Annotated in this window: 21 protein-coding genes; 14 read left to right on the plus strand and 7 right to left on the minus strand. The window is 61.7% G+C overall.

From position 1 onward, the window contains the following. Positions 1–89 precede the first annotated feature (89 nt). The 3 genes from ACX3VQ_RS10350 to smpB form a co-directional block, all read right to left on the minus strand. The gene (locus ACX3VQ_RS10350; RefSeq protein WP_462581208.1) at positions 90–2,492 is read right to left on the minus strand and encodes a response regulator; all 2,403 of its coding nucleotides are present in this window, start codon (positions 2,490–2,492) and stop codon (positions 90–92) included. Between the two features lie 47 nt (positions 2,493–2,539). Next, positions 2,540–3,142, minus strand: a complete 603-nt coding sequence (locus ACX3VQ_RS10355) for a DUF2062 domain-containing protein (RefSeq protein ID WP_462580982.1) — start codon at positions 3,140–3,142, stop codon at positions 2,540–2,542. A 187-nt stretch (positions 3,143–3,329) separates the two neighbouring features. Then, the gene (gene smpB, locus ACX3VQ_RS10360; protein ID WP_462572848.1) at positions 3,330–3,812 is read right to left on the minus strand and encodes an SsrA-binding protein SmpB; all 483 of its coding nucleotides are present in this window, start codon (positions 3,810–3,812) and stop codon (positions 3,330–3,332) included. 191 nt (positions 3,813–4,003) lie between these two features. On the opposite strand from smpB, the gene ACX3VQ_RS10365 reads away from it, so the two are divergent. Next, a complete protein-coding gene (locus tag ACX3VQ_RS10365; protein ID WP_462580983.1) occupies positions 4,004–5,926 on the plus strand; it encodes an alpha/beta hydrolase family protein in 1,923 nt (640 codons plus the stop codon). Between the two features lie 45 nt (positions 5,927–5,971). On the opposite strand, the gene dapA is transcribed toward ACX3VQ_RS10365, so the two are convergent. Continuing rightward, the gene (gene dapA / locus ACX3VQ_RS10370; RefSeq protein ID WP_462580984.1) at positions 5,972–6,859 is read right to left on the minus strand and encodes a 4-hydroxy-tetrahydrodipicolinate synthase; all 888 of its coding nucleotides are present in this window, start codon (positions 6,857–6,859) and stop codon (positions 5,972–5,974) included. A gap of 104 nt (positions 6,860–6,963) precedes the next feature. Here dapA and ACX3VQ_RS10375 point away from each other — a divergent pair, with 104 nt between their 5' ends. The 5 genes from ACX3VQ_RS10375 (at position 6,964) to ACX3VQ_RS10395 (ending at position 11,760) form a co-directional block, all read left to right on the plus strand. Next, positions 6,964–8,934, plus strand: a complete 1,971-nt coding sequence (locus tag ACX3VQ_RS10375; RefSeq protein WP_462580985.1) for a lytic transglycosylase domain-containing protein — start codon at positions 6,964–6,966, stop codon at positions 8,932–8,934. A 6-nt stretch (positions 8,935–8,940) separates the two neighbouring features. Beyond that, on the plus strand, positions 8,941–9,420 hold the full coding sequence (locus ACX3VQ_RS10380) for a GreA/GreB family elongation factor (RefSeq protein ID WP_462580986.1): 480 nt from the start codon (positions 8,941–8,943) through the stop codon (positions 9,418–9,420). Then, positions 9,413–9,940 carry a hypothetical protein gene (locus ACX3VQ_RS10385; RefSeq protein ID WP_462580987.1) on the plus strand — a complete coding sequence of 176 codons (528 nt, stop codon included), beginning with the start codon at positions 9,413–9,415 and terminating at the stop codon, positions 9,938–9,940. Before ACX3VQ_RS10380 ends, ACX3VQ_RS10385 begins: the two co-directional genes overlap by 8 nt. A 36-nt stretch (positions 9,941–9,976) precedes the next feature. Continuing rightward, the gene (rlmN, locus tag ACX3VQ_RS10390) at positions 9,977–11,227 is read left to right on the plus strand and encodes a dual-specificity RNA methyltransferase RlmN (protein ID WP_462580988.1); all 1,251 of its coding nucleotides are present in this window, start codon (positions 9,977–9,979) and stop codon (positions 11,225–11,227) included. A 146-nt stretch (positions 11,228–11,373) separates the two neighbouring features. Then, positions 11,374–11,760: a glycine zipper 2TM domain-containing protein gene (locus ACX3VQ_RS10395; protein WP_462581209.1), complete on the plus strand. Its 387-nt coding sequence runs from the start codon at positions 11,374–11,376 to the stop codon at positions 11,758–11,760. A 68-nt stretch (positions 11,761–11,828) separates the two neighbouring features. Here the strand turns inward: ACX3VQ_RS10395 and ACX3VQ_RS10400 are convergent, their stop codons facing one another. Further along, positions 11,829–12,674, minus strand: coding sequence for a PhzF family phenazine biosynthesis protein (locus ACX3VQ_RS10400; RefSeq protein ID WP_462580989.1), 846 nt, complete (start codon positions 12,672–12,674; stop codon positions 11,829–11,831). 65 nt (positions 12,675–12,739) lie between these two features. Between ACX3VQ_RS10400 and ACX3VQ_RS10405 the strand changes: the two genes are divergently transcribed. The 3 genes from ACX3VQ_RS10405 (at position 12,740) to ACX3VQ_RS10415 (ending at position 15,833) form a co-directional block, all read left to right on the plus strand. Continuing rightward, positions 12,740–13,510: an SDR family oxidoreductase gene (locus ACX3VQ_RS10405; protein WP_462580991.1), complete on the plus strand. Its 771-nt coding sequence runs from the start codon at positions 12,740–12,742 to the stop codon at positions 13,508–13,510. 80 nt (positions 13,511–13,590) lie between these two features. Then, entirely contained in the window at positions 13,591–14,907 is a 1,317-nt protein-coding gene (locus ACX3VQ_RS10410; protein ID WP_462580992.1) for a class I SAM-dependent methyltransferase, read from the plus strand. 14 nt (positions 14,908–14,921) lie between these two features. Next, a complete protein-coding gene (locus ACX3VQ_RS10415; protein ID WP_462580993.1) occupies positions 14,922–15,833 on the plus strand; it encodes a haloalkane dehalogenase in 912 nt (303 codons plus the stop codon). Here ACX3VQ_RS10415 and lptB read toward each other — a convergent pair. Beyond that, positions 15,830–16,576 (minus strand): LPS export ABC transporter ATP-binding protein, encoded by a 747-nt coding sequence (gene lptB / locus ACX3VQ_RS10420; RefSeq protein ID WP_462580994.1) that lies wholly within the window; start codon positions 16,574–16,576, stop codon positions 15,830–15,832. The two genes, ACX3VQ_RS10415 and lptB, sit on opposite strands and share 4 nt — an antisense overlap. A 210-nt stretch (positions 16,577–16,786) precedes the next feature. Here lptB and ACX3VQ_RS10425 point away from each other — a divergent pair, with 210 nt between their 5' ends. Next, positions 16,787–18,034: a class I SAM-dependent methyltransferase gene (locus tag ACX3VQ_RS10425; RefSeq protein WP_462580995.1), complete on the plus strand. Its 1,248-nt coding sequence runs from the start codon at positions 16,787–16,789 to the stop codon at positions 18,032–18,034. 120 nt (positions 18,035–18,154) lie between these two features. On the opposite strand, the gene ACX3VQ_RS10430 is transcribed toward ACX3VQ_RS10425, so the two are convergent. Continuing rightward, complete coding sequence (locus tag ACX3VQ_RS10430; RefSeq protein WP_462580996.1) at positions 18,155–18,946, minus strand: trypsin-like serine protease; 792 nt, start codon at positions 18,944–18,946, stop codon at positions 18,155–18,157. Here ACX3VQ_RS10430 and ACX3VQ_RS10435 point away from each other — a divergent pair. The 4 genes from ACX3VQ_RS10435 to ACX3VQ_RS10450 all read left to right on the plus strand — a co-directional run bounded on the left by ACX3VQ_RS10435 (position 18,945) and on the right by ACX3VQ_RS10450 (position 23,941). Further along, positions 18,945–19,649 carry a hypothetical protein gene (locus ACX3VQ_RS10435; RefSeq protein WP_462580997.1) on the plus strand — a complete coding sequence of 235 codons (705 nt, stop codon included), beginning with the start codon at positions 18,945–18,947 and terminating at the stop codon, positions 19,647–19,649. The two genes, ACX3VQ_RS10430 and ACX3VQ_RS10435, sit on opposite strands and share 2 nt — an antisense overlap. A 94-nt stretch (positions 19,650–19,743) precedes the next feature. Next, the gene (locus tag ACX3VQ_RS10440) at positions 19,744–20,985 is read left to right on the plus strand and encodes a S41 family peptidase (protein ID WP_462580998.1); all 1,242 of its coding nucleotides are present in this window, start codon (positions 19,744–19,746) and stop codon (positions 20,983–20,985) included. 117 nt (positions 20,986–21,102) lie between these two features. Next, entirely contained in the window at positions 21,103–21,849 is a 747-nt protein-coding gene (locus ACX3VQ_RS10445) for a hypothetical protein (RefSeq protein WP_462581000.1), read from the plus strand. Positions 21,850–22,702: 853 nt separating this feature from the next. After that, on the plus strand, positions 22,703–23,941 hold the full coding sequence (locus tag ACX3VQ_RS10450) for an argininosuccinate synthase (protein WP_462581001.1): 1,239 nt from the start codon (positions 22,703–22,705) through the stop codon (positions 23,939–23,941). The last annotated feature ends 164 nt before the right edge of the window (positions 23,942–24,105 follow it).

The raw sequence follows: 24,105 nt of genomic DNA on the forward strand, positions 1-24,105 counted from the left end.
TATCTGATTTGTTCCAATAGAACAAGTAGGGAACGCAATTTTTTCAACCAGGCTTCAAAGCCAGGGCAAACAGCGACTTGGCTGAGGCGTTACTGGCGCGCAATCCCGCGCATCACACCGGCTACCTTGTCACTGATCTGCTGGACGCTGAACGGCTTGGGGAGGAAATGCATCTTGGGAATGTCGATATCCTTGCGCAGTTGCTCTTCGGCATAGCCCGACATGAACAGCACCGGCAGGTCAGGATGTGTCTCGCGAATGGCGCGCGCCATGGTGGGTCCGTCCATTCCCGGCATCACCACATCGCTCACCACCAGATCGAATTGCCCACCACCAGTGATCGCGGCGAGACCCTCCTCGCCGTCGGCGCAGGCAGTGACTTCATAGCCCGCACGGCTAAGCGAACGTTCCGCAACCGCGCGCACCATATCCTCGTCCTCGACCAGCAGGACACGTCCTCCACCCGACCAGTCGCTGGACTGCTCCTCGATCGGCGCCTGCGCCGCTTGCGGCACCGCCCCCTGGTGCACTGGCAAATAGACTGAAAAACGCGCGCCAATCACGCGCCCGCCGCTGCCCTTCACATTGTCTGCGAACAGGAAGCCGCCCGATTGCTTGACGATACCGTAAGCGGTCGACAAGCCCAGGCCGGTGCCCTTGCCTTGCTCCTTGGTGGTGAAAAACGGTTCGAACAATTTGGGCATCACATGCGCGGGAATACCGCCCCCGGTATCCTCCACCACCAGCACGGTATAATCCGCCGCAGGCAGGATTTCAGAGCCCATCTGCTCCACTTCGCGCATGTTGACGCGCTTTGTGTTCAGCGTGATCCGCCCGCTTCCGCCCCGATGCATCTGGATCGCATCGCGCGCGTTCACGGCCAGGTTCATGATCACCTGTTCAAGCTGCTGCGGGTCTGCCCTGACCGGACCCAAGCCGCGGTCATGCTGCACCTTGTATTCGATCTTTTCGCCCAACAGGCGAGCAATCAGCGGGCCAACTTCGCTTACGACATCGGGCAGTTGCAGCACCTCGGGGCGCAGCGTCTGCTGGCGCGAAAAGGCCAGCAACTGGCGCGTCAGCGAGGCGGCGCGGTTCGAATTGGCACGGATCTGCTGAATATCGTCATAGTCGCTGTCACCCGGGGTATGGCGCAGAAGCATCAGATCACAGGTGCCAATAACCGCGGTCAGCACATTGTTGAAATCATGCGCCACCCCGCCTGCCAGCTGGCCCACTGCCTGCATCTTGGTGGCTTGCGCCACCTGCCGCCTGAGCTGAGCCTCCTGGCTCGAATCAGCCAGGCTCAGCAACACCGCCGCCTCGCCCAGGCCGCGCACCCCCGCAAGCCCCATCGAAATCGTCTCTTCGGGTGAATTGCTCAGGCGGACTGCCATATTCCCGCTGGTCGAGGGGCCACGCCCGTGGCGCCGCACGGCATCGGATAGCGCCGCCTTGTCTTCGCGTACAACCAGGTCAGTGGGAAAAGCGGGCAGGCCGCGCTCCTCGCGTTCGACTGCGCGCAGGAACGCCTCGTTCGCAAACAGGAAGCGCCCGTCGCGATCGGTCATCGCCAGACCAAGCGGCAATTGGGCCAGCAAGGCTTCAAGCTGCGCCACCCCTTGCGAGGAGGATTCCCAGCCCGATCCGATGCCCACCCCGCTATCGACCAGCAGCATCAGTGATTGCACCTCATCCGGCCCCGCCGGTGAAGGGTCGTCCGGATCGTCCAGCGGCACGTGGATCAGTGTTTGCGGCGTACCGCTGCGTCCCTCTCGCGCGAAGTAGATACGGTCACGGTCGTCTGAGCGGAGGAAGGATACGAAGTCCTGCCCGGCCAGGGTCGAGCTGGAATCGCCCACCGCACGCTCGCCGAACCCGGCGCTGGCGGACTTGATGGTACCGTCCGGCCCGGTGATCGCAGCTTCGATACCGGCCTTGGCCAGCATCCGGCCAAACGGGCCGGTCACATCGTAGCTGGCGAGCGGATCTGCCACCCGCGGCTCGATCTTGCGGAAACGCCAGATCAGGTGATCGTCGCCCCGCCCCGCGCGCTCTGCCGCCGCGCTCCAGTGAACCGCGCCGCCTTCGCCTTCAAGCCGGTCGGCCCGCGCACTTCCATCGCGCCAGGCCCGGCGCATCAGGCGCACCAGTTCTTCGAGGCTCTGCCGCTCGAGCGCTAGGTTGGGCGGCGCCGCCGTGGCACCGAACCATCCGGTATAGGCCGCATTGGCACAGGTCAGGCGATTGGCGCGGTCGGTAATCGCGATGGCTTCACCCGGTTGCTCGATCGCCGCGACAGTAACCGACCAGTCCGGCACCGTCATCGTTTCTGCCTGCGGCAAGCGCTGGACCCGCTGCAAGGCCAACCCGCCGCTCAGCAGCACGCCAAGGCCAAGGGCGTAAGCAAGCACCAGCAAGCTTTCCCCGGTTGCGAGCCACAGCACCCCCGCGCTTGCCAACATCGCAACGGCGATGCCGCCGAAAAGCATTACCGGCTGGTTGCCCCCGCCTCCTTCGAGCAACTTGGCGGTCAGCTTCATCCCTGCCTGACCCCCAGCCGATCATCCAGGCGAGCTTCCATTCCGCGTAATTGCCGGGCGCGCCTTCGCATGACCATGATCCGCCATACGAAGCTGGCGAGCACATATCCCATCGCCGCGCCGACAATGGCCAGGACAACAAAGCCGAACACCGTGACCAGCACTGTCACGCCGGTCCCCTCGAACAGTTCGAGAAGCCACGCCCAGCGGCCGCTATCGATTTCCGATTGGGCGGCCCCCCCTGTCGCTGCGCTGTCAATTTTCAGTATGAGAGCTCCGACCCGGTTGGCCACCACAGCCCAGAATGGAAAGGTAAAAGGATTGGTAACGAAGGTTACAGCAGCCGACAGCGGAACATTGGCACGCGCCGGCAAGGCCAGGAACGCGGCCAGAAATATCTGCCCGACCGGAATGATAAAGCCCGCAAACACGCCCAGCGCCACCCCGCGCGGAACCGAACGGCGCGTAAAGCGCCAGAGTTCGGGGCTGAGAAAGCGGTGTGCGATCGGCGCAAGCCAGCGATTGCTGGCCATTTCCTCGCGCGTGGGGAAATGGCCGCGAATTTTGTCCGCCAGCCAGGTTTTCGATCTTTTAGCCATCACTTTTCCGCCGCCGCATTGCGCCTACAGGAGCCGATCCGCAAGGGCATCCGGCGCTTATTTCGGCAAAGCGGTTATACTGTCCGATATGGGTAGCCCGGCCTCCCTGACAATATGATGAATCCACCCGGATTTGCATATTTTTCTGGTGGGCTGGGAGCGCCCGCAGCCTGGCCGCGTTCGCGCTTCAGGATTTCTCTCTGAGGATTCTGGCCTTGTCGCGCTTCCAGTCACGCTCCTTGATCGATTGGCGCTTGTCATGTGCCTGCTTGCCCTTGGCCAGCGCCAGTTCGACCTTGGCCCGCCCGGTCGAATTGAAATAGATTGAAAGTGGCACCAGCGTCATGCCCTTGCGCTCGACTGCGCCGAACAGCTTGTCGATCTCGCGTTCGTGCAACAGCAGCTTGCGCGGCCGGCGCGGTTCGTGATTCAGCCGGTTGCCGTGGCTGTATTCGGGAATGTTGGCGTTGATCAGCCACACTTCGCCGTCGCGTACCTCGGCGTAGCTTTCCGCAATCGAGGCTTCGCCCGCCCGCAATGCCTTCACCTCAGTCCCATGCAGCGCCAGCCCGGCCTCGAACTTGTCCTCGATGGCATAGTCGAACCGCGCGCGCCGGTTTTCGGCGACGGTCTTCTGCTTGTCGAAAGTGGCGGGTTTGGGGCGGGCCATGATGGCGCGCCAGATAGACGCCTGCAGCGATTTGGCAAAGCCCTGTAAAAAAATATTGCCATCGCCACTTCCATGGGATTTACTGATGCGGTCGCAGAGAGGCGTGGAAGCGCCTGAATTTCGGGGATCAATCCATTCTTTCAACTATCCGTGTTGTAGTCGCTGCAGCTTGCAGCCTTGGCCTGTTCTTTATGCAGCCCGTTGCCGCGCAGGAGCCAGCCTCGGCTCCGGCAGCACCGAAGCCTGTCTCCCTTGAAGAGTACGGCAAGCTGCCAGATGTCGAAGATGCGGCGCTTTCTGCCTCCGGCAATCGCCTTGCGATACTGTCAACGGTGCAAGGTGTCCGTAGGCTGATCATAATTGAAGACCAGACAAAGGTCGTGACCTCGATCGGGGTCAACGACATGAAAGTCCGCTATTTCGAATGGATCGGTGATGACCGTATCCTGCTGGTCTCCAGCCAGACTCAGGATCTTGGCTACTCCTTCACCACTGACAAGGCGGAAATGTATGTTGCGCGGGTAATTCCTGTTTCAGGCGATGCGCAGGCAGGACTGATTTTCGGCAATCGCCGCGATCTGGTCGGGGCAATTTTTGGTAATTACGGCATCCGTCAAATCGATGGCCGCTGGTATGGCTTTTTTGGCGCGCTCGAACTGGAAAAAACAGGCCTGACGGGGTACTCATTCAATCATGGCCGCCCGTTCCTTTACCGCGTTGACTTGCAAGACTTCTCGAGCAGGCGTGTGGCCGCTGCGGCGCGCGAAGGGAGAGATGCAGATTGGCTGCTGGATGCCAATGGCAATGTCGCGGCCACGATGGAAATCAACAATTCCAATGGCGAATGGAAGCTGCGTGGCCCGCAAGATGATATCATTGCGAGCGGGACGAATCCCCTCGGAAGGATTGGCCTGATCGGCCTTGGTTATGACGGCACTAGCGCGCTGATCACGGAACGCACTGAAGACGGGGTCGAATGGTTTGAAATCCCGCTGGCCGGAGGAAAAATGCAGCCCTTCCTGAACGAGGAGGATGTTGATCGGCTTTATTTCGATGACCTGACCGGACACCTGATGGGTTACCTTGAAGGCGGCAAGTCTCCCCAGCCAGTGCTGCGCAACCCCGCCCATCAGGAGGCCGCGCGCAAGGTACGCAAGGCTTTCGCCGATTTCGATATGCGGATGATCGATTGGACCAGTGATTTCGGCGATGTGATCGTGCGTACCACTGGCAATCTGGATAGCGGTACGTGGTTTACGGTGGATCTTGCCAGCCGGCGTGCCAATGCCATCGCCTATGAACGTTTGGCGATCGCCCCCAACCAGGTTGGCCCGATCTCGGTGTTTGAATACACCGCAAGCGACGGCATGGAAATGGACGGCATCCTGACCTTGCCGCCGGGCCGCGAGGCGCACAACCTGCCTGCCATCATCATGCCCCATGGCGGTCCGCACAGCCACGACACCAAGAGTTTCGATTGGTGGGCGCAGGCCTTTGCCTCGCGCGGCTACGCTGTCTTTCAGCCCAATTTCCGCGGGTCCACCAATCGCACGGGCGCGTTCCGGTTGGCAGGCTACGGCGAATGGGGTCGCAAGATGCAAACCGACAAGTCCGACGGGCTGATGGCGCTGGTGGAGCAAGGAATCGTCGACCCGTCGCGCGTATGCATAGTGGGCGCGAGTTATGGCGGATATGCCGCCTTGGCGGGAGTAACCTTGCAGCAGGACATCTATCGCTGCGCTGTGGCAGTTGCGCCGGTCAGCGATATTGCCAACATGTATCTTGAGGATTACCGCGCCTCTGGCAACCAACGGACCACCAGAGCGGCCTTGCTCGACCAACTTGGCCCGCGCGATGGCTGGAACGCGGTGTCACCCTTGCGCGCCGCAGACCGCGCCGATGCCCCGATCCTGCTGATCCATGGCCGCGACGATGTGGTGGTTCCCTATAGCCATTCGACCCGCATGGCGAAAGCGTTGAAAAAGGCAGGCAAACCGCACGAGCTAGTCACACTTGATGGCGAAGATCATTGGCTGTCCCGCTCGCAGACACGGCGGCAAATGCTGGAGGCAGCAATTGACTTTGTGGAGCGGCACAACCCTCCCGATCGCTGAGCTATCGGTCCAGATACGGTGGCCAAATACGGCCGTCGTTCCCGATTACGCGGCGATCATTCCGGCGTGCTCCAGCGCCTCGTCCACCGCCTTCTTCGCCGCGTCACAGCATTCGACCAACGGCAGCCGCACCGTAGGCTCGATCCAGTCATGCACCCGGCTCAGCGCATACTTCACCGGCGCGGGCGAAGCATCGCTGAACATCGCGTAATGCAGCGGGAACAGCCGGTCGTTGAGTTCGCGCGCGCGTTTAAGCTCGTTGGCCGCAATCGCTTCTTGGAATTCGGCGCACAGTGCGGGCGCGACATTGGCGGTAACCGAGATGCAGCCCCTGCCCCCTGCGGCAGAATGCGGCAGCCACAGCTCGTCATTGCCCGATAGCTGGCAGAATTCGTTCGACAGGCCCATGCGGTGGTCGGCCACGCGCGACAGATCGCCGCTGGCATCCTTGATCGCCACGATCCGGTCCGGATATTTGCGTACCAGCGCTACCACCGTCTCATCCTCGATATCGGTCACGGTGCGGCTCGGCACGTTATAAAGAACGATTGGCAAATCGCTGTTTTCCGCAAGAAAGCTGAAATGCGCGATCAGGCCGGCCTGGCTCGGCCGGTTGTAATAAGGAGCAACGCACAGCCCCGCAGCCGCGCCCGCCTTGCGCGAGAAATTCATATGCAGCAGCGCGTTGCGCGTGTCGTTGGAGCCGCAGCCCGCAATCACCGGCACCCGCCCCGCCGCCTGCTCGATGCATACCTCGATCACCCGGTGATGCTCTGCATTCGACAAGGTCGATGCTTCGCCGGTTGTCCCGCAAGGAACCAACGCCGAACTGCCTTGCTCGATCTGCCAGTCAACCAGCCGCCGGAATGCGGCTTCGTCGAACACTCCACCGCGAAAAGGAGTCACCAGAGCCGGAATGGAGCCAGAAAACATTGATCTTAGACCTTTCTCGGTGGCATAGTCAGCCGCGAGGGGAAAATCGCAGTGCCATAAGCCATTCATGGCCTGATAAGGAGCGGACAGGCACAATGTCCAGCATGCAAAACAACCCTCGCAGCAAATATATTCTGGTCACGGCGCTGCTCGGCACTGCCGGGCTGACGATGGGTGCCCCCGCTGCAACGCAAAATGCCGCCAGCTGGGACATGGCGCGGGCGCAACTGGTGGCACAGCAGCCAACCGGGATGAGCCTGGCGATCAGCCGCTGGGAAGAGCTTAATGCCAATGACCGGCTGGGTTTCAACGCCTATTCGGGATTCCTGCTTGCCTATCCCGATTTTCCGCGCCCCAGCCGCTTGCAATCGCGCGCCGAGAACGCGCTCGACGCAGAGGCACCTTCATCCGAAGCGCTGGTCGCCTATTTTGACGAGCACCCACCGCTGACCAATTCGGGCCGGGCGCGCTACGCTTTGGCGCTGGCTGCGGTGCAGCGCCCCGAGGCGGCAGAAACCGCGCGTGCCGCCTGGCGTAACGGCGCGATGAGCGAAACGTCCGAGGCTTACCTGCTGGGCCGATATGCAGGCAGTTTCACCCAGGAAGACAATGACGCGCGGATGGAGGCCTTGCTGTGGCAGGGCGAGGCGGATGCAGCCGCACGCCACATTTTGATGACATCGCCCGGCAAGCGCGATTTGTTCGGCAAGCGCCTGGCGCTGTTGCAGGACGAATTGCCGGTTGATGACAGCTTGGCGATCCCCCGCGACGCGCTAAGTCAGCCGGGCGTGGTCTACAATCTGGTCCGTTATTTCCGCAAGAACCACAACTTGCACAAGGCGATTGAAGTGCTCGCCAGTCGCCCGGCCTTCACCACTTTGCCGCATGACAGCGCCGACATGGTGAGCGAGATGCTGGTGATTGCCAAGGGAGCGGGCGCACGCCGCGCAGTGCAAATCGCCGCTTCGGTGGACGATTCGTTCGCGCCCGGCACGGACGTGAGCGAAGGGTCATTCCGCCTGCGTGACAAATACACCGATCTGGTGTGGCTGGGCGGTACGGAAGCACTCTGGAAGCTGGGCGATGGCGCCGCGGCCGCACCGCTGTTCTACCGCTATGGCGCCGCCGCCAAGACCCCGCTCACCCGCGCCAAGGGTTTTTACTGGGCGGGCCGGGCCTCACAGCAGGCGGGCAATAGCAATGACGCCAATCGTTATTTCGGCATGGCCGCGCAATATGCTGACCAGTATTACGGCCAACTGGCGCTGGGTGCGCTGGGCCAGCCGATGCCGCAATTTGCCGAGCCGCCCAAGGTTGAGCCAAGCGCCGAACAGCGAACTGCGTTCAACCAGCAGCCGCTGGTCAAGGCGCTACGTGCCTTGGCCACTTCGCGGCGCGACTGGCGTACCGAACGCGCCTTTTTCGAAGCCTTGTCGGACAAGGCAACGACGCCGCAAGACATGGCGCTGCTGGCCGATCTTGCGCGCGAACTTGATATGGCCGAATTTGCAGTGGTCGCCGGGGCCACAGCGCCCGAGCATGGCCTGGCCGGCTTCGAACGCTTTGCCCATCCCACCGTGCAGGTTCCGCTCACTGCCGACTGGACCATGTCGCATGCAATCATGCGGCAGGAAAGCGAGTTTGACCGGCACCGCGTCAGCCATGCCGGCGCGCGCGGGATGATGCAGCTGATGCCGGGTACTGCGCGCGAACAGGCGGGCAAGATGGGCATGAACTACATGTCGGCCGATCTGACCGGCGATACCCAATACAATATCCGGCTGGGCGATGCCTATTTCCGCCGCATGCTGGACTATTACGGTGGTGCCTATCCGCTCGCCATCGGCGCCTATAATGCGGGCCCGGGCCGGGTGAACCAGTGGCTGCGGATGAATGGCGACCCGCGCACCGGCGAGATCGACTATGTCACCTGGATCGAGAAGATCCCGGCCAATTTCGAAACCCGCTATTACATCATGCGCGTGCTCGGCAATGCGGTGGCCTATGACAATATGCACCCCAGCCGCGCACCAGCCGGGAAGCCGCGCACGATTGCCGATTTCCTGCGCCGTTAAACACCGATGAAACCGCAAGGTGATCCCATTTCGCCCCAGGGTATGGCGGCGCTCAAGGCGCGCTACGATCACCTGCTGGGCAGCGAGCGGCCCGAAATCGTGGAGATCGTCAGCTGGGCGGCGGGCAATGGTGATCGCAGCGAGAACGGCGATTACCTCTATGGCCGCAAGCGCATGCGCGAGATTGACCGCGAACTGGCACATCTCGCCCGCCGGATGAAGGCGCTGCGGGTGGTCGATCCACACGAACAACCTGACCGATCAAGGGTGTTTTTCGGCGCGAAGGTCGAGCTCGCCGACGAGGATGACGCGCGCAAGATCGTGACGCTGGTCGGCGACGATGAGCAGGATGCCGGCGCAGGCCGGATCGGCTGGAATTCACCCATGGCCCGGGCGCTGCGCGGTGCATCGGTTGGGGAATTGCGGACGGTGCGGCTTCCCTCCGGCAGCAAAGAGTGGGAAGTCGTGACGATCCACTATGAATAAGCGCCGCCGCCCGCTCCTGTTTCTTGCCATTGCCGCAACGCTGGCCTCACCGCTTGCCGCCAAGGACAGCCTCGGCGTGTTCAGCGGTTGGGCGGCGTTCCGCGATCCGCAGATCCCGCGCTGCTATGCCATCGCCAGGGCGCAGCCGGTCGGCCCGCAAGGCATGGCGGCGCGGGACTACGAACCCTATGCCAGCGTGGGCACCTGGCCCCAGCGCCGGATCAGGGGGCAAGTGCATTTCCGCCTGTCGCGCGAGATGGCCAGGGGCGCGCGGATTTCGCTGCGAATCGGAAGTCGCAGTTTCGCCCTGACCGGCGGCGGCGGCGACGCATGGGCGGCGGACCATGCCATGGACGCTGCGATCCTTGGCGCGATGCGATCCGCCGATACGATCAGCGTTACCTCGACCGCGCGCAACGGGCGGCGCTTTACCGACCGCTACCAGCTGGCAGGCGCTGCCACTGCGATCGATGCCGCTGCGCTTGGCTGCGCCCCGGCGGCGCTTGGCCGCAAGCGCTAGCCAAATCCTTGCCCGCACACTATATGCGCGGCCTCCATGGCCGATACCGCTCTCATGCCGATCCCCGGACAGGTGGATCCCCTTCCCGTCGCACGTGAGATCACGCCGCGCGCCGATGGCCGTATCGATCTGATCGGCCTGCCCAAGCAGCATATCCGCGATCTTTTCGCGGAGGCCGGGCTTGACGCCAAACAGGCCAAGCTGCGCGCCAAGCAGGTGTTCCACTGGCTCTACCATCGCGGCGTGACCCAGTTCGAAGCGATGACCGATATCGCCAAGACCATGCGCCCCTGGCTGGCGGAACGGTTCGTGATCGGCCGGCCCGATGTCATCGAAGCGCAGCATTCGACTGACGGCACACGCAAATGGCTGCTGCGCACGACGGACGGCCACGATTTCGAGATGGTGTTCATCCCCGATGCTGACCGCGGCACGCTGTGCGTTTCCAGCCAGGTCGGCTGCACGCTCAATTGCACCTTCTGCCACACTGGCACGATGAAGCTGGTGCGCAATCTCACCCCCGGCGAGATCGTGGGTCAGGTGATGCTGGCGCGTGACGCGCTGGGCGAGTGGCCCAAGGGCAATATGGCCTTTGATCATGGGGCGGGGCTGGATGACGCCGAAGACGCGGGCCATTACACTGCGGACGGGCGCCTGCTCACCAATATCGTGATGATGGGTATGGGCGAGCCGCTCTACAATTTTGACAACGTCAAGGGCGCGCTGGGGCTGGTGATGGATGGTGATGGGCTGGCGCTGTCAAAACGCCGCATTACCCTTTCGACCAGCGGCGTGGTGCCGATGATGGAGCGTTGTGGTCAGGAAATCGGCGTGAACCTGGCAGTCTCGCTCCACGCGGTGACCAAGGAAATCCGTGACGAGATCGTGCCGCTCAACCGGAAATACGGGATCGAGGAACTGCTGGCCGCCTGCGCCGCCTATCCCGGCGCGAGCAATGCCCGGCGCATCACCTTCGAATATGTCATGCTCAAGGACAAGAACGACAGCGACGAAGATGCGCATGAACTGGTTCGCCTGCTGAAACAATACAAGCTGTCCGCCAAGGTCAATCTGATCCCGTTCAACCCCTGGCCCGGCGCGAATTACGAATGCTCGACGCCCGAACGGATCAGGCGTTTCTCCAACATCGTGTTCGAAGGCGGCATCAGCGCGCCGGTGCGCACGCCCAGAGGGCGTGACATTGATGCTGCCTGCGGCCAGCTCAAGACAGCGGCAGAAAAGAAGAGCCGCGCCCAGCTGGATCGCGAAGCGGCCGAGTCGGCCTGAGCCATCGGATCGCGGCAACGGTTCGTCGGACATCGTCCTGCAATTCGTCGCAAATGCCCCATTTACCCTGCCCGTTCAGCTTGCGTTGTGGCGCAATGAACGAGATCTCGCATGTCTCCGTCAGAAACACGGAAGGGACAGAAATGATGAAGAAAATCGCTCTCGCATTCGCCGCCGGCACGATGGCTCTGACCGGGCTTGGCACAGCTGCCCCCGCAGCGGCTGATCCGCCGCCCTGGGCCCCTGCCCATGGCAAGCGCGCCAAGGACCGCGCCATCTACGATTCGCGCGGCTATTACCTCGAACCCCGCCGCGTTACCCGTGACAGCCGTATTTGGCGCGGCGATGACGGGAGATATTATTGCAGGCGCGACAATGGCACCACCGGGCTGCTGATCGGTGCCGGTGTCGGTGCGCTGGCCGGCCACGAGCTGGCGGGGCGCGGCGACAAGACGCTGGGCGCATTGCTGGGCGCGGCAGCCGGCGGCGTGGTCGGTCGCGCGATCGACCGCGGCGACCTCAAGTGCCGTTGAATTAGAGCCAGAAATTCCTGAAGGGCGCGTCCATCATGCGTGGGCGCGCCCTTTTTGGTGGTCACTACTCAAACCAGGGCCCTCAACGCCCCTTGCGACGAAACGGTGGCGCAGTTCCCGCCAATCCAGACATCGCCGCTGCCATCCTGGCTGCACTGGACAAGGCCGTTCGCGCCGGTCTTGCGGCCTTGCGCCGCGCGATAGCTGCCCCTGGCCAGCCCGGTTTCGAACAGGTGCATTGCCACGCCGGCATTGAAGCTGCCGGTAACGGGATCCTCGACGAACCGCCCGATCGCGTCGGCAAAGAAAGCGCGCAACTCCCACTCAGTTTCCTCGTTTTCTCCGCTGGGTCCGGCGAGCCCGATATCGGTGCCAGTGGGTGCCTTGGCGACGGGATCGGCGGCCAGAACATCTTCCGCCGAACGCAGCCGCAGCAATTGCCACTTGGGGCCATTGGCGACATGCACGGCTTCGACCACGGCAGCCGGATCGACACCGGCCAGTTCGATCGCAGCCGCCCGTTCCCGCTCGCTCAGGGGCCCGTGGCGAGTAAAGGGCGGCGCCTTGAAGGCCAGCGCGCCGCCGTCCTGCCTTACCTCGACCAGCCCGACGCCGCATTCCTGCACCACCGTGCCCGGCTCCCGCGGCACACCCCCAGCCTCAAGCCAGGCATGGCAGCTGCCCAGCGTTGGATGCCCGGCAAACGGCAGCTCGCCCGCAGGATAGAATATCCGCACGCGGTAATCCGCTGCTGGATCGGTCGGTGGCAAAAGGAACGTGGTTTCCGAGAAACCCAGCCACCGCGTCAGCGCCAGCATCTGCGCAGCATCGAGATCATCAGCGCCATGCACCACTGCCAGCGGATTGCCGCTAAGCGGGCCAGAGCCGAATACATCCACCAGATCGAGTTTCATCACATATCTCCATTGAACCTGGCCACTCCCTAGCCAAACGGCAGCGAATCTGCTGAATAGAATTTATGTCGAAGCCCGCAGTATTGGTAACCGGAGGCGCAGCTCGGATTGGCGCCTGCATTGCGCGGGCATTTGGCGATGCAGGCTGGCATGTGGTGATCCACTATCTCGGCTCGGACGAGGAGGCGCGCACGCTGGCTGACAGCCTGCCCACTGCCGAAATCATCCAGTGCGACCTTGCCGATGGCGATGCTGCGGTGGCGATGGTGCAGCAGCTTGCCGCGCGGCTGCCCGATTGGCGCGTGCTGATCAACAATGCCGCAATTTTTCCCTACGATGCGGCCACCGATCTTGACCCCGCGAGCAATCGGTCAGTCATGCAGGTCAATGCGCAAACTCCGGCGCGCATGGCGCAGGCTTTCCTTGCCAAAGCGCGCGCCGAAGGTGGCAGGCGCGTTATCCATGTCACCGACCAGAAGCTGGAGAACCCCAACCCGGATTTCTTCAGCTACACGATGAGCAAGCACGCGCTGGCGGCAACCATTCCAATGCTGGCCATGGGCCTGGCGGGTCCGCAGGACCGGGTTTACGGCCTTGCCCCCGGGGCGATCCTTCCCAGCCATGACCAGAGCGAAGAGGAGATCGAGCTTTCGCACCGTTTGAATCCGCTCGTTCGCAAGACCGGGCCAGGCGAAGTCGCCGCAGCCGCGCTGATGCTGGCACAAGGGTATCTGCGCAGCGGAGAGACGATCTTCGTCGACAGCGGCCAACACCTGCTAAGCCAGCCGCGCGACGTGATCTACCTCGCGCGCGAAATGACGGCGGCCAGATTGTGAACCGCCACGCCCTTCGCAATTGACAGGCTGTTGCTGCACGCGCACTTTGAGAATTTGACCAATATGGGGGACGCAAGCCGATGTGGCTGCTCGACAAGTTTCTGAAAAAAGCGATCAATCACGGCCAGCTGGTGGTCACCGACCATGACGGCAGGGAATATGTCTATGGCAGCGGAGCGGGCAGTTATCCTGAGGAACAAGGCGGCAAACCCGGCCCGGTTCGCATCAGGCTGACCCACCCCAAGGCCGCAGCCCATATCGCCCGCTATCCGCAGCTGGGCGCTGGCGAAGCCTTCATGTGGGGCTGGCTGGTGGTGGAAGAGCCACACGATATCCGCGACATGATCCTGTTCGTCACGATGAACGCCCGGCGGCTGGGTGAAGAGGCCCTGAAGGCACAAGGCCCGCTGCGCAAGCTGGCGCAAAGGGTGATCGCGGCGGTTGATGGGATCAACCAGCGCGCCTCCGCCCGCAAGAATGCCGAGCATACCTACAACCTCACTCGCCAGCTTTATGAGCGTTTCCTCGACGAAGACCGGCAATACACCATGGCCTATTACCGCGAGGGCGATCCGGCATCGACCTCGCTCGAACAGGCGCAAATGGACAAGAAGGCACATCTTGCCGCCAAGCTCTATCTCAAGCCAGGGATGAAGGTGCTCGATATCGGCTGCGGCTGGGGCGGCTTCGCGCTTTACCTCAACAAGATGTACGATGTTGAAGTGCTGGGCGTGGCACTTGCGCCTGACCAGATCGCTTTCTGCAAGGAACGCGCCGAGGCGCTTGGCGTGGCCGACAAGGTCAAGTTCGAACTGATGGATTACCGCGATGTCACCGGCGAGTTCGACCGCATCTCTTCGGTCGGGCTGCTCGAACACGTCGGCACGGTCCACTATCCGCAGTTCTTCGAACACACGAACCGGCTGCTCAAGCCCGATGGCGTGATGATCAGCCACTGCTGCGGGCGCGCGGGCCCTCCGGGCTATACCGATGCCTGGACGCGCAAATATATCTTCCCCGGCGGTTATATCCCGGCGCTGTCGGAGCTGGTGACCGAAAGCGAACAGGCCGGCTGGCAGGTGATGGATGTGGAGGCGATGCGCTTCCACTACAGCTATACGCTGGAAGAATGGTACAAGCGCACGGTGATGCACCGCGACGAGATTACCGCGATGTATGATGACGAATTCTATCGCATGTGGTTGTTCTATCTTGCCGGGGCGGAACAAAGCTTCCGCAATGGCACGATGGTGAACTGGCAGGTGCAATATGTGAAGGATCGTAACGCAATCCCGATGACCCGCGAATATATCGAAGAAGAGTCAGCCCGCTTGCGCGCGAAGGGTGAAGTGCCGACATGGCGTTTCGATCCCGAATTGAAGGAAGCGGCCGAATAGAGGGAAAATAAAAAATGGCAGGAATTTACCGCACACCGGACGATCGCTTCGCAGACCTGCCCGATTTTCCCTTTGCCCCGCATTACCACGAGCTAACTGGCGGGCTGCGGCTGCATTATCTCGACGAGGGGCCGCGCGATGGCCCGGTAGTGCTGATGATGCATGGCGAGCCGAGCTGGTGCTTCCTCTACCGCAAGATGATCCCGCCGGTGGTCGCCGCCGGATACCGCGTGCTTGCGCCCGACCTGATCGGCTTTGGCAAATCCGACAAGCCGACCGCCAAGAGTGCCTACAGCTATGCCGGGCATGTCGCCTGGATACGCGAATGGCTGGAGGCGATGGGCGTGAAGGACATACTGCTCGCCTGCCAGGACTGGGGCTCGCTGATAGGGCTCAGGCTGGCGGCGGAGATGCCCGATCACTTTGCCGGGGTGGTGCTGTCAAACGGCGGGCTGCCCGAAGGGCAGGAGGCGCCCAAGGCATTCGCAGCCTGGCGCATGTTTGCGCGGATCACTCCGGTGTTCCCGATCGGCGGGCTGTTGCAGAAGGCGACCAAGACGCAGTTGAGCGAGGCGGAGGTCGCCGCCTACAACGCCCCCTTCCCCAATCGCGCGAGCAAGGCGGGCGCGAGGATATTCCCTGAACTGGTGCCGCTGGGCGAAAATGTCGCCGTGCCTGACCAGAAAGTGGCGTGGCAAGTGCTCGAAAGCTTCGACAAGCCATTTACCTGCGCCTTTTCTGATGGCGATCCGATCACACGCGGCGGCGACGCGCCATTCCTTGAACGTGTTCCCGGCGCAAAGCTGGGCGCGCACCGCACGCTGAAAGGCGGCCACTTTATCCAGGAAGACGATCCGGCAGGGTTTGTTAGCGCGATCTTCGATACCGCCAGGGCGGCGGGGACGGCGCCGGCAAGTGCCGCCTAGTTCTGCGTATTGCCAAGATAGCGTTCGATCACCGCAGCATCGTGGGACATATCCTGCGGCGATCCCTCGAAGATGACTTCGCCTTCGTGGATTACATAGGCGCGATCGATAACGCTGCGCATTTCACGCACGTTCTGATCGGTCAGCAGGATGCCGATATCGCGCCGTTTCATCTCGCCGATCAGGTCCTTGATGCTGCCGATCGTAAGCGGATCGATCCCTGCGAACGGCTCGTCCAGCATCATGATCTTCGGGTCGAGCGCCAGCGCCCGGGCCACCTCGCAGCGGCGCCGCTCCCCCCCGGACAGCGAATGGGCCATGGCATCGCGCAGATGCGACATGTGCAGCGCGTCGAGCAGTTCCTCCAGCCGCGCGGCCCGCGCTTCAGGCTCCGGCTCGACAATCTCCAGCATGGCGGAAACATTCTGCGCCACGCTGAGCCCGCGAAAGACTGAAGGTTGTTCGGGCAAATAGCCCAGGCCCAGGATCGCCCGGCGATAGAACGGCAGCCGCGTGATATCCCGCGTGCCCAGCGTGATGCGCCCGCCATCCGGCCGGAGCAGCCCTAGCATGCAGTAAAAACTGGTTGTCTTGCCTGCACCGTCACGCCCGAACAAGCCCACCACTTCGCCTTGCTGCACAGTCAGCGAAAGTCCCTTGAGCACCTCGCGACCACCGAACGACTTGCGGACCTCCACCGCCTTCAGCGTGACCGGGCATTGCGGATCGCCAGCATGATCCATCACCGGGCACAAGGCCGCGTCACTGCCGGTTCTGGCTGGTCGGGATGAGGATCGTGACAGGCTGGAAATGACATTCTGCAACAATATTAGGGTTGAATGGACATGCAGTGCCACAGGAATTGGGCTATAGATAGGTTGACGATTGAGAACTCTGACCCGGTGCGAACGAATTGAGCCGCGCAAGGGCATCTCGCAAGGCATGAGGTTCGCATGAAAAACGCTTTGGTCGAAAAGTTTCTCAAATCTGCGATCCGCAAGGGCAAGCTGACCCTGACCATGGCCTCGGGCACGGTGCATGAACTGGGCGAACTGGCAGAAGGCTTTCCCGAGGTCGCGATCCGGCTGACCGACCACCGCGTGCCGCGCGACATATTGCTCGACCCGCGGCTGGGCGCGGGCGAGGCCTATATGGATGGGCGGATCGTGATCGAGCGTGGCGATATCATGCAGCTGGTTCAGCTGCTGCGGATGAACAAGCCGTGGGAAAGCGGCGCCGGGCTGATGGAACCTTCGCTGCTGCGACGGGTCGGCGGGCATCTCAAATTCCTGGCGACATCGTTCAACCAGGCACGCTCGGCAAAGCGCAACGTCGCGCATCATTATGACATCGGCAACGATCTCTACCGGATGATGCTGGATGCCGCCCACATGCAATATAGCTGCGCCTATTGGGCGCCCGGCGTCGAAACATTGGCCGAGGCGCAGGAAGCCAAGCTTGCGCATATCGCCGCCAAGCTGGCATTATCAGACGGGCAGCGCGTGCTCGATATCGGCTGCGGCTGGGGCGGGATGTCGATCTATCTCGCGCGCCATTTCGATGTGAAAGTCACCGGCATCACCCTGTCCGAAGAACAATTGGCGCTGGCACGCGAGCGCGCCGCGGCCGCCGGGGTGGCAGGCCGCGTCAGCTTCGAGCTGATCGATTACCGCGACCTGGCCCGGGGCCGGTCCAAATTCGATCGCATCGTTTCGGTGGGCATGTTCGAACATGTCGGACGGCCCCAGTACGAAACCTTCTTTCGCGCCTGCGCCAATCTGCTGACCGATGAAGGCGTGATGCTGCTGCACACGATCGGGCGTTTTGGCGGGCCAAGCTCCACCGATGCCTTCACCGCCAAATATATCTTCCCCGGCGGCTATATCCCGGCGCTGAGCGAGACGCTGGCCGCGAGCGAAAAGTCACGCCTGATCCACAGCGATATCGAAACGCTGCGGCTGCATTACGCCAAGACACTGCGGGCATGGTATGCCAATTGCGAGGCCAATCGCGAGGCGATTATCGCCATGTTTGACGAGCGCTTCTACCGCATGTGGACCTTCTACCTATCGGGCGCGACCGCCGCCTTTGAAAGCGGCGGCATGGGCAATTACCAGATCCAGTATACGCGCAGCCGCCACGCGCTGCCGCTGACGCGCGACTATATGGGCGAGGCTGAGCACAAGCTGCGCGGGGGTTGAGGCAAAGGCGGCAGCGATTGAGGCGGGTTTGACCGGAACTCAGGCCTCGGAAAACTGCTCAGGCTTCTTGATCGAGGCTTTCGCCAGAGCAGTTGCATAATCACAGCTATGATCTGGAATTCAGAGAGACTCTCGCAATCCTTCGGCAGAGTCGCTCAGAATTTCTTCGATCCAGTCGGCATAGAAGGACAGGCGGACACTGTATGTCTGTTGCCCGTATACGCTCGCAGGAAGGCGAAGGTCAGGGTTACCGCCTTGCCACGATGTCAGGCCTGCCAGCATCCAGCGGCCTTTCTCCTTGATAAGCACCGGCCCGCCGCTGTCGCCACTGCCACTCATTCCTTCCAGACGATGCGCACGGCGCCCCTTGTCGAACGTGTAGGCGATCCAGCGGTCATCGACTTTCGAAATCCGGTTGAACGCCCGGCGCAGGGTGCCCCGTTGCGGGCTATCGGGCAACACGCCGGTCAGCCCGGTTCCGGTCGCACCCTTACCGAGTAATTGGACCGTCCTGCCCAGTTCCCCTTGTCCGGTGTAGATGCCGACCGGCTCGACATCGGACACAGGGTCCGACAGCCGGATCAGGGCGATATCGTGATTGGCGGCAAGGAACTCCATGGCCTCGGTCGCATCGTTCGCCGCCAATGCCCGCTCCACCATGATCTCGGGCAAGCCGCGATATCCAGGATGGATGATGACCCGCTCGACCTTGCGGGCCTGTCCGGCGATCACGATCTCTTTTATCTCGCCCTGAATCGTATGTGCCGCAGTTACCACCCATTGCGGGGCGATGAGCGCGCCGTGCCCCACGCCGGGCATGTCGGCCAATTGCGGAAACATGCCTTCATCGGCCTGATACCGCTCATCCGGCGTATCATGTCGAATGACAACGGCCCAGGCGGCTGAACACATGAAAAACGCACACGCGCCGACGAGAAGCCATATGGAAGGGCGGAACATGCGATGGTTTTCCTGTTTGTGGCTGGTGCGCGCGCAATCGCTGCTGGTGCGGCTGCCTGGCGGTAAGTCACTGCTTTTCCGAAGTCAACCGGTGGACCTTGACGCCCGAATTGGGCTGGCGCAAGCTCGGCAAGCAGATCGCTGGAAGGCGGCATTCAAATCAATTTGGGGCGCATGTGATATGAAAATTGCTTCGGTAAGCTGGGTTATCTCGGCCGCAATCCTCGGCCTGGCTTGCGGGGCCGCGTCAGCAGCACCGGCCTCGATCCATATACCGCCGCCGGGAAAGACCCCGGAAGCCACAGGCAGGCCCGTCCCCCAAGACCTTTTGCGGAAGGCCGATGCAGCAAGTCTCGCCTATGTCGATTGCCGCTTTGCGGTCGGGCGTGACGCGCACCAGGCGAATCTGTCGGCCAGTGATTTTGCGCGGAATTTGGCGAAATCATGTGCTGCCGAGGAACGGGAATGGAAGCGGAATCACATGGCAATCCTGCAGTTTCGTGGAGATCCTACGCCGCGGGCGACAACCGAACGTTTCGCCCAAGAACTCCGCGCCAATGCCATCGAGGTATATCGCAAGAACAAGGCCATCTCCAAGGAATTGCAAGACTTGGAAGCGAAGTGTGGCTCCGATTATCGGCGCTGCCCGAATTGAGCCTTGCTTGGCTGGTCAGCCGCAACCTGTCGCCCGCCGAACCCGCAATGCGGTATCCTCAAGTTGATTACGTCGCAAACTCAGGAAAACATTGATGCTTAAAGCCTTTCTAGTTGCCGGATGCCTGATCGCAGGCGCGGGTGCACCCGCGCTCGCACAGGATTATGTTGAGACGTTTGACGCGCTCGACCAATCGGTTCGATCCAACTTTTACGATCCGCACTATGGGGGGCGCGACTGGAACGAGATCAGCAGGCGCTATCGCGCACAACTCGACGGTGTGAAGTCCGATGCGGAATTCCAGCGTCTGGGCCTGCAGATGCTCTCCGAACTCGGGGTATCGCACGTTGGCCTTAACCGGCCCGACAGCTCGGGCCCGACCATGGGGCTGGCGGCGCTGTGGGAGACGATTGACGGCAGCCCGGTCATTGTCGACATCGACCCGGCATCAGGCGCGCGGGCGGCAGGTTTGCGCCTGGGCGATCGCATCCTCAATCCGGCAGCCATCAGGGGGCCGCGGCACGAGCCGGCGCTGCTCGATATCGAGCGTTGCGACGGCAGCCAGGTTCGCCTTTCGGTGCCACGTGAATCCGCCTATTGGCCTCCCCGGCAACGCACGATTTCCTGGAGTGTGCTGCGGCGCGGCGATGGCCGGTCGGTAGGTTACATTCGAGCCGACCGGTTCTCAGACGATGCAGCCGGCCTGATCGATGCTGCCATGGAAAGCCTGGGCAAGACCGACGGTTTGCTCATCGACATCCGTAACAACAGCGGCGGGAACACTTCGGCGCTTCGTTTGCTGGCCTATTTTGCGAAGCCGGGGCCCGCCGTCGCGCTGTTGTCCAGGCCGTTTCTCGAAACTCTGGATGGACCCGTGGAGGCAGAGGATCTCACGTCAATCCATCGGGTCTCGCGTGCTTACACCACCGAAGCTGTCTTCGATGCAGTGCGCGAAGGTAACGGGGCAGTCATGATGATGATCGAGGATCTCGCTGAGCGGCGATATGACCAGCCGGTGGCGGTGTTGATCGGGCCGGAAACCGCAAGCGCGGGCGAAGGCTTCGCATGGACGGTAAAGGAGCAGACCGACGCCACACTGGTAGGGCGCCACACTGCGGGCGTGCTGCTCAGTTCTGAGCGGTTCAACCTGCCGGGAGGCTGGCGGGTGACCCTCCCGGTCCACGGCAACTGGGCGCCTGACGGCCGGGATTTTGCCGATAAGCCGGTTCCGCCCGATGTCATGACGGAAACTACCCGCCAAACGATCTGTAACGGCGAAGATGCCGACCTTGTGGCGGGCATCCGGAGCCTGGAGATGGCATGGGATAAGCCATAGCCCCATCGAAGCGGAGTTCCGGGAATTCCGGGGACGAATTCCGGTACTGTCCCCGGAATTTCCCGGAATTTTTTGTCGGGCATTGAGCTCCACGGTCGTTTTTCACAAGGAAGGCAAATGAGATTTCATATTAGTGCGGCAATTGTCACACTTGGACTAACTGCCTGTCAGCAGACGGATAACGAGAGCGCGCTGCAATCGCCTGCCGAGGAGACTGACATGGCGTCAGTTCTTCGAGAATTGAGCAAAGACCCGCAGTTCGTCTGGCTTGCGACTTTGCAGAAACTTTATCCTGGCGAATTTGAAACGGTAGGGGCGACCATGCAGCAATCTGCAGACAATGGCGCGGAGCTTCGCAGTACCAAGTTAGCTTTAGCCGAGGTGCTAAACCCAATTATGGCGCGACATCGCGACGCGGTGAAGGGCGCGCCGGATTCTGAAATCGTTTCATACCTTACCCGCACTGCCGCTGTGACGGAAGCCCTCGCCGAACAGGATCCGAAAGCCTGCGCCGAAGTCTTTCAGGGCAATTTGGACCCCGCGACCGAACTTCCCGACGCGACGTGGAAATTGATGTCGGAAGGGACTGCCCAGTTTTTGGAGGCCGCCCATGCGGGCGAAACTTCCCCAGTGCATCGGACTGATCTCGCGCTAACGCCAGATGACTTTCAGTCATGGTGGGCGGCCATGGAGAGCGTGGGTGCCGACGCCGACACATTCCAGATAATAACGGACCCGAAACGAAAGGCGGCAGCCACTCCAACTGAGACTTGCCGCGTTCGCCTCCAGATGATGCACGGGGCACTTAAACTGCCCGATGCGATCGCGGCCAAAATCATGCTTAACACGCTGGGCTTGCGCTAACACTCCATCCGTTTCGATTACGGTGACACGATTGCGATTACGGTGACAGTGCATTAATTTGACCGCCCAGCCAGAGTCATCCGCGCTGCAAATTGGGCGCGTTTCCAACCAATTGCACGCTATCTTTGTGCCTTTGTGTCTTCGTGTGGGAAAAATTCTATCGACCTTGCAGATTAGTACACCCACCCCCAACCCCTCCCTCATGGGAGGGGAGCTAAAACTCTGCGTGCTCCATACCTTCGCGATCTTCGCGTTCTTCGCGTGAGCCAAAATATCGCTACCCGTCAAACTGGATCCCGGCCTGCCGCAAAGCGGCAGTTTATCCTGAGCGACGCCGCAGGCGACGTCGAAGGGCCGGGATGACGGATGCGCAAGGCACATTTCCTACTCGCATGCCGCGCGCTAATTCGGGTGGATGGCCAACGCCTCATTCGTCATTGCGAGGACACCGGACCTACTCCGGGGGACGAAGCAATCCAGCATCCGGCCTTGCAGGGTGCGGGTAGGTCACAGGCTGGATTGCCGCGTCGCCGCCTTCGCTTCGCTCAATCGGCTCCTCGCAATGACGCGGATGGATTTAAGTGTCGCTCCTTTCACGCCGCGCAGCCGCAAGGTGACACCTTACGGGGCGCAGGATCACACATTTGCGCGCCAGGGTGACGCTTTGCGACCGACGATCACACTTTTCGCCCCCACAGTCACACAATCGCGCTTTTTGTCTTTGGACCGTGTTCCATGTGTTCCATCCTGCAGGGCTTGCAGGCGGATTGCTCGCGGCCCAGCCGCCCTTTTCGCAATTGCACAATGGCGCTGTGCCTGTTACCCGCGCGCCGTCAATTCCGGGGTAGATTCCATGTCCGATATCAAACGTGTCGTCCTTGCCTATTCCGGGGGTCTCGATACCTCCGTCATCGCCAAGTGGCTTACCGTCGAACGCGGGCTGGAAGTGGTGACCTTCACCGCCGATCTGGGCCAGGGCGAGGAAATCGAGCCTGCGCGGGCCAAGGCGCGCGCCATGGGCATCCCGGACAAGCATATCTTCATCGAGGATCTGCGCGAGGAATTCGTACGCGATTTCGTGTTCCCGATGATGCGCGCCAATGCCCGCTATGAAGGCGATTATCTGCTCGGCACCTCGATCGCCCGCCCGCTCATTTCCAAGCGTCTGGTCGAGATCGCGCATCAGACAGGGGCCGATGCGATCGCGCATGGCGCCACCGGCAAGGGCAATGATCAGGTGCGCTTCGAGCTTAGCGCCTATGCGCTCGACCCCGATATCAAGGTGATCGCGCCGTGGCGCGAGTGGGACCTTACCAGCCGCACCGCGCTGATCGCCTGGGCCGAGGCGCACCAGATCATGGTGCCCAAGGACAAGCGCGGCGACAGCCCGTTTTCGACCGATGCCAACCTGCTGCACACCTCGTCAGAAGGAAAGGTGCTTGAGGATCCGTGGGAAGAAACGCCGGACTATGTCTATTCCCGCACGGTCAACCCCGAGGATGCGCCCGACAGGCCCGAATATATCACGCTGGAGTTCGAGCGCGGCGATGGCGTTGCGCTGAATGGCAAGGCGATGAGCCCGGCGACGCTGCTCACCGCGCTCAATGAGCTGGGCCGCAAGCACGGCATCGGGCGGCTCGATCTGGTCGAGAACCGCTTTGTCGGCATGAAAAGCCGTGGCATGTATGAAACGCCGGGCGGCGAGATCTATGCCCGCGCGCATCGCGGGATCGAGCAGATAACGCTCGATCGCGGCGCGGCCCATCTCAAGGATGAGCTGATGCCGCGTTATGCCGAGATGATCTATAACGGCTTCTGGTTTTCGCCCGAGCGCGAAATGCTGCAAGCGGCAATCGACCACAGCCAGGCAAAGGTTTCGGGCACGGTGCGGCTCAAGCTCTACAAGGGGCAGGCAAGCGTGGTTGGCCGCAAGAGCGCGAACTCGCTTTATTCGGAAGCGCATGTGACCTTCGAGGACGATGCCGGCGCCTATGACCAGAAGGATGCGGCGGGCTTCATCAAGCTCAATGCCCTGCGTCTGCGCCTGCTGGCGCAGCGGGACAGAGAACGGGATCGCAGCAAAGGCAGCTGATTTTTGCGACCAAGCGTTGAGTTATCCACTCTCGTCCACAGCTGATCTGCGGAAAAGTGGAAAACTCGGGGTTGCCAAACTTGCGCGACTCACTGCGAAGGCGCAGTCTCAAGACATCGGAAGGGAGAGAAATCCAACCGGAAATTCAGCTCTAACGAGTTGAT

This window comes from Altererythrobacter chaiwopuensis, from assembly GCF_054957735.1.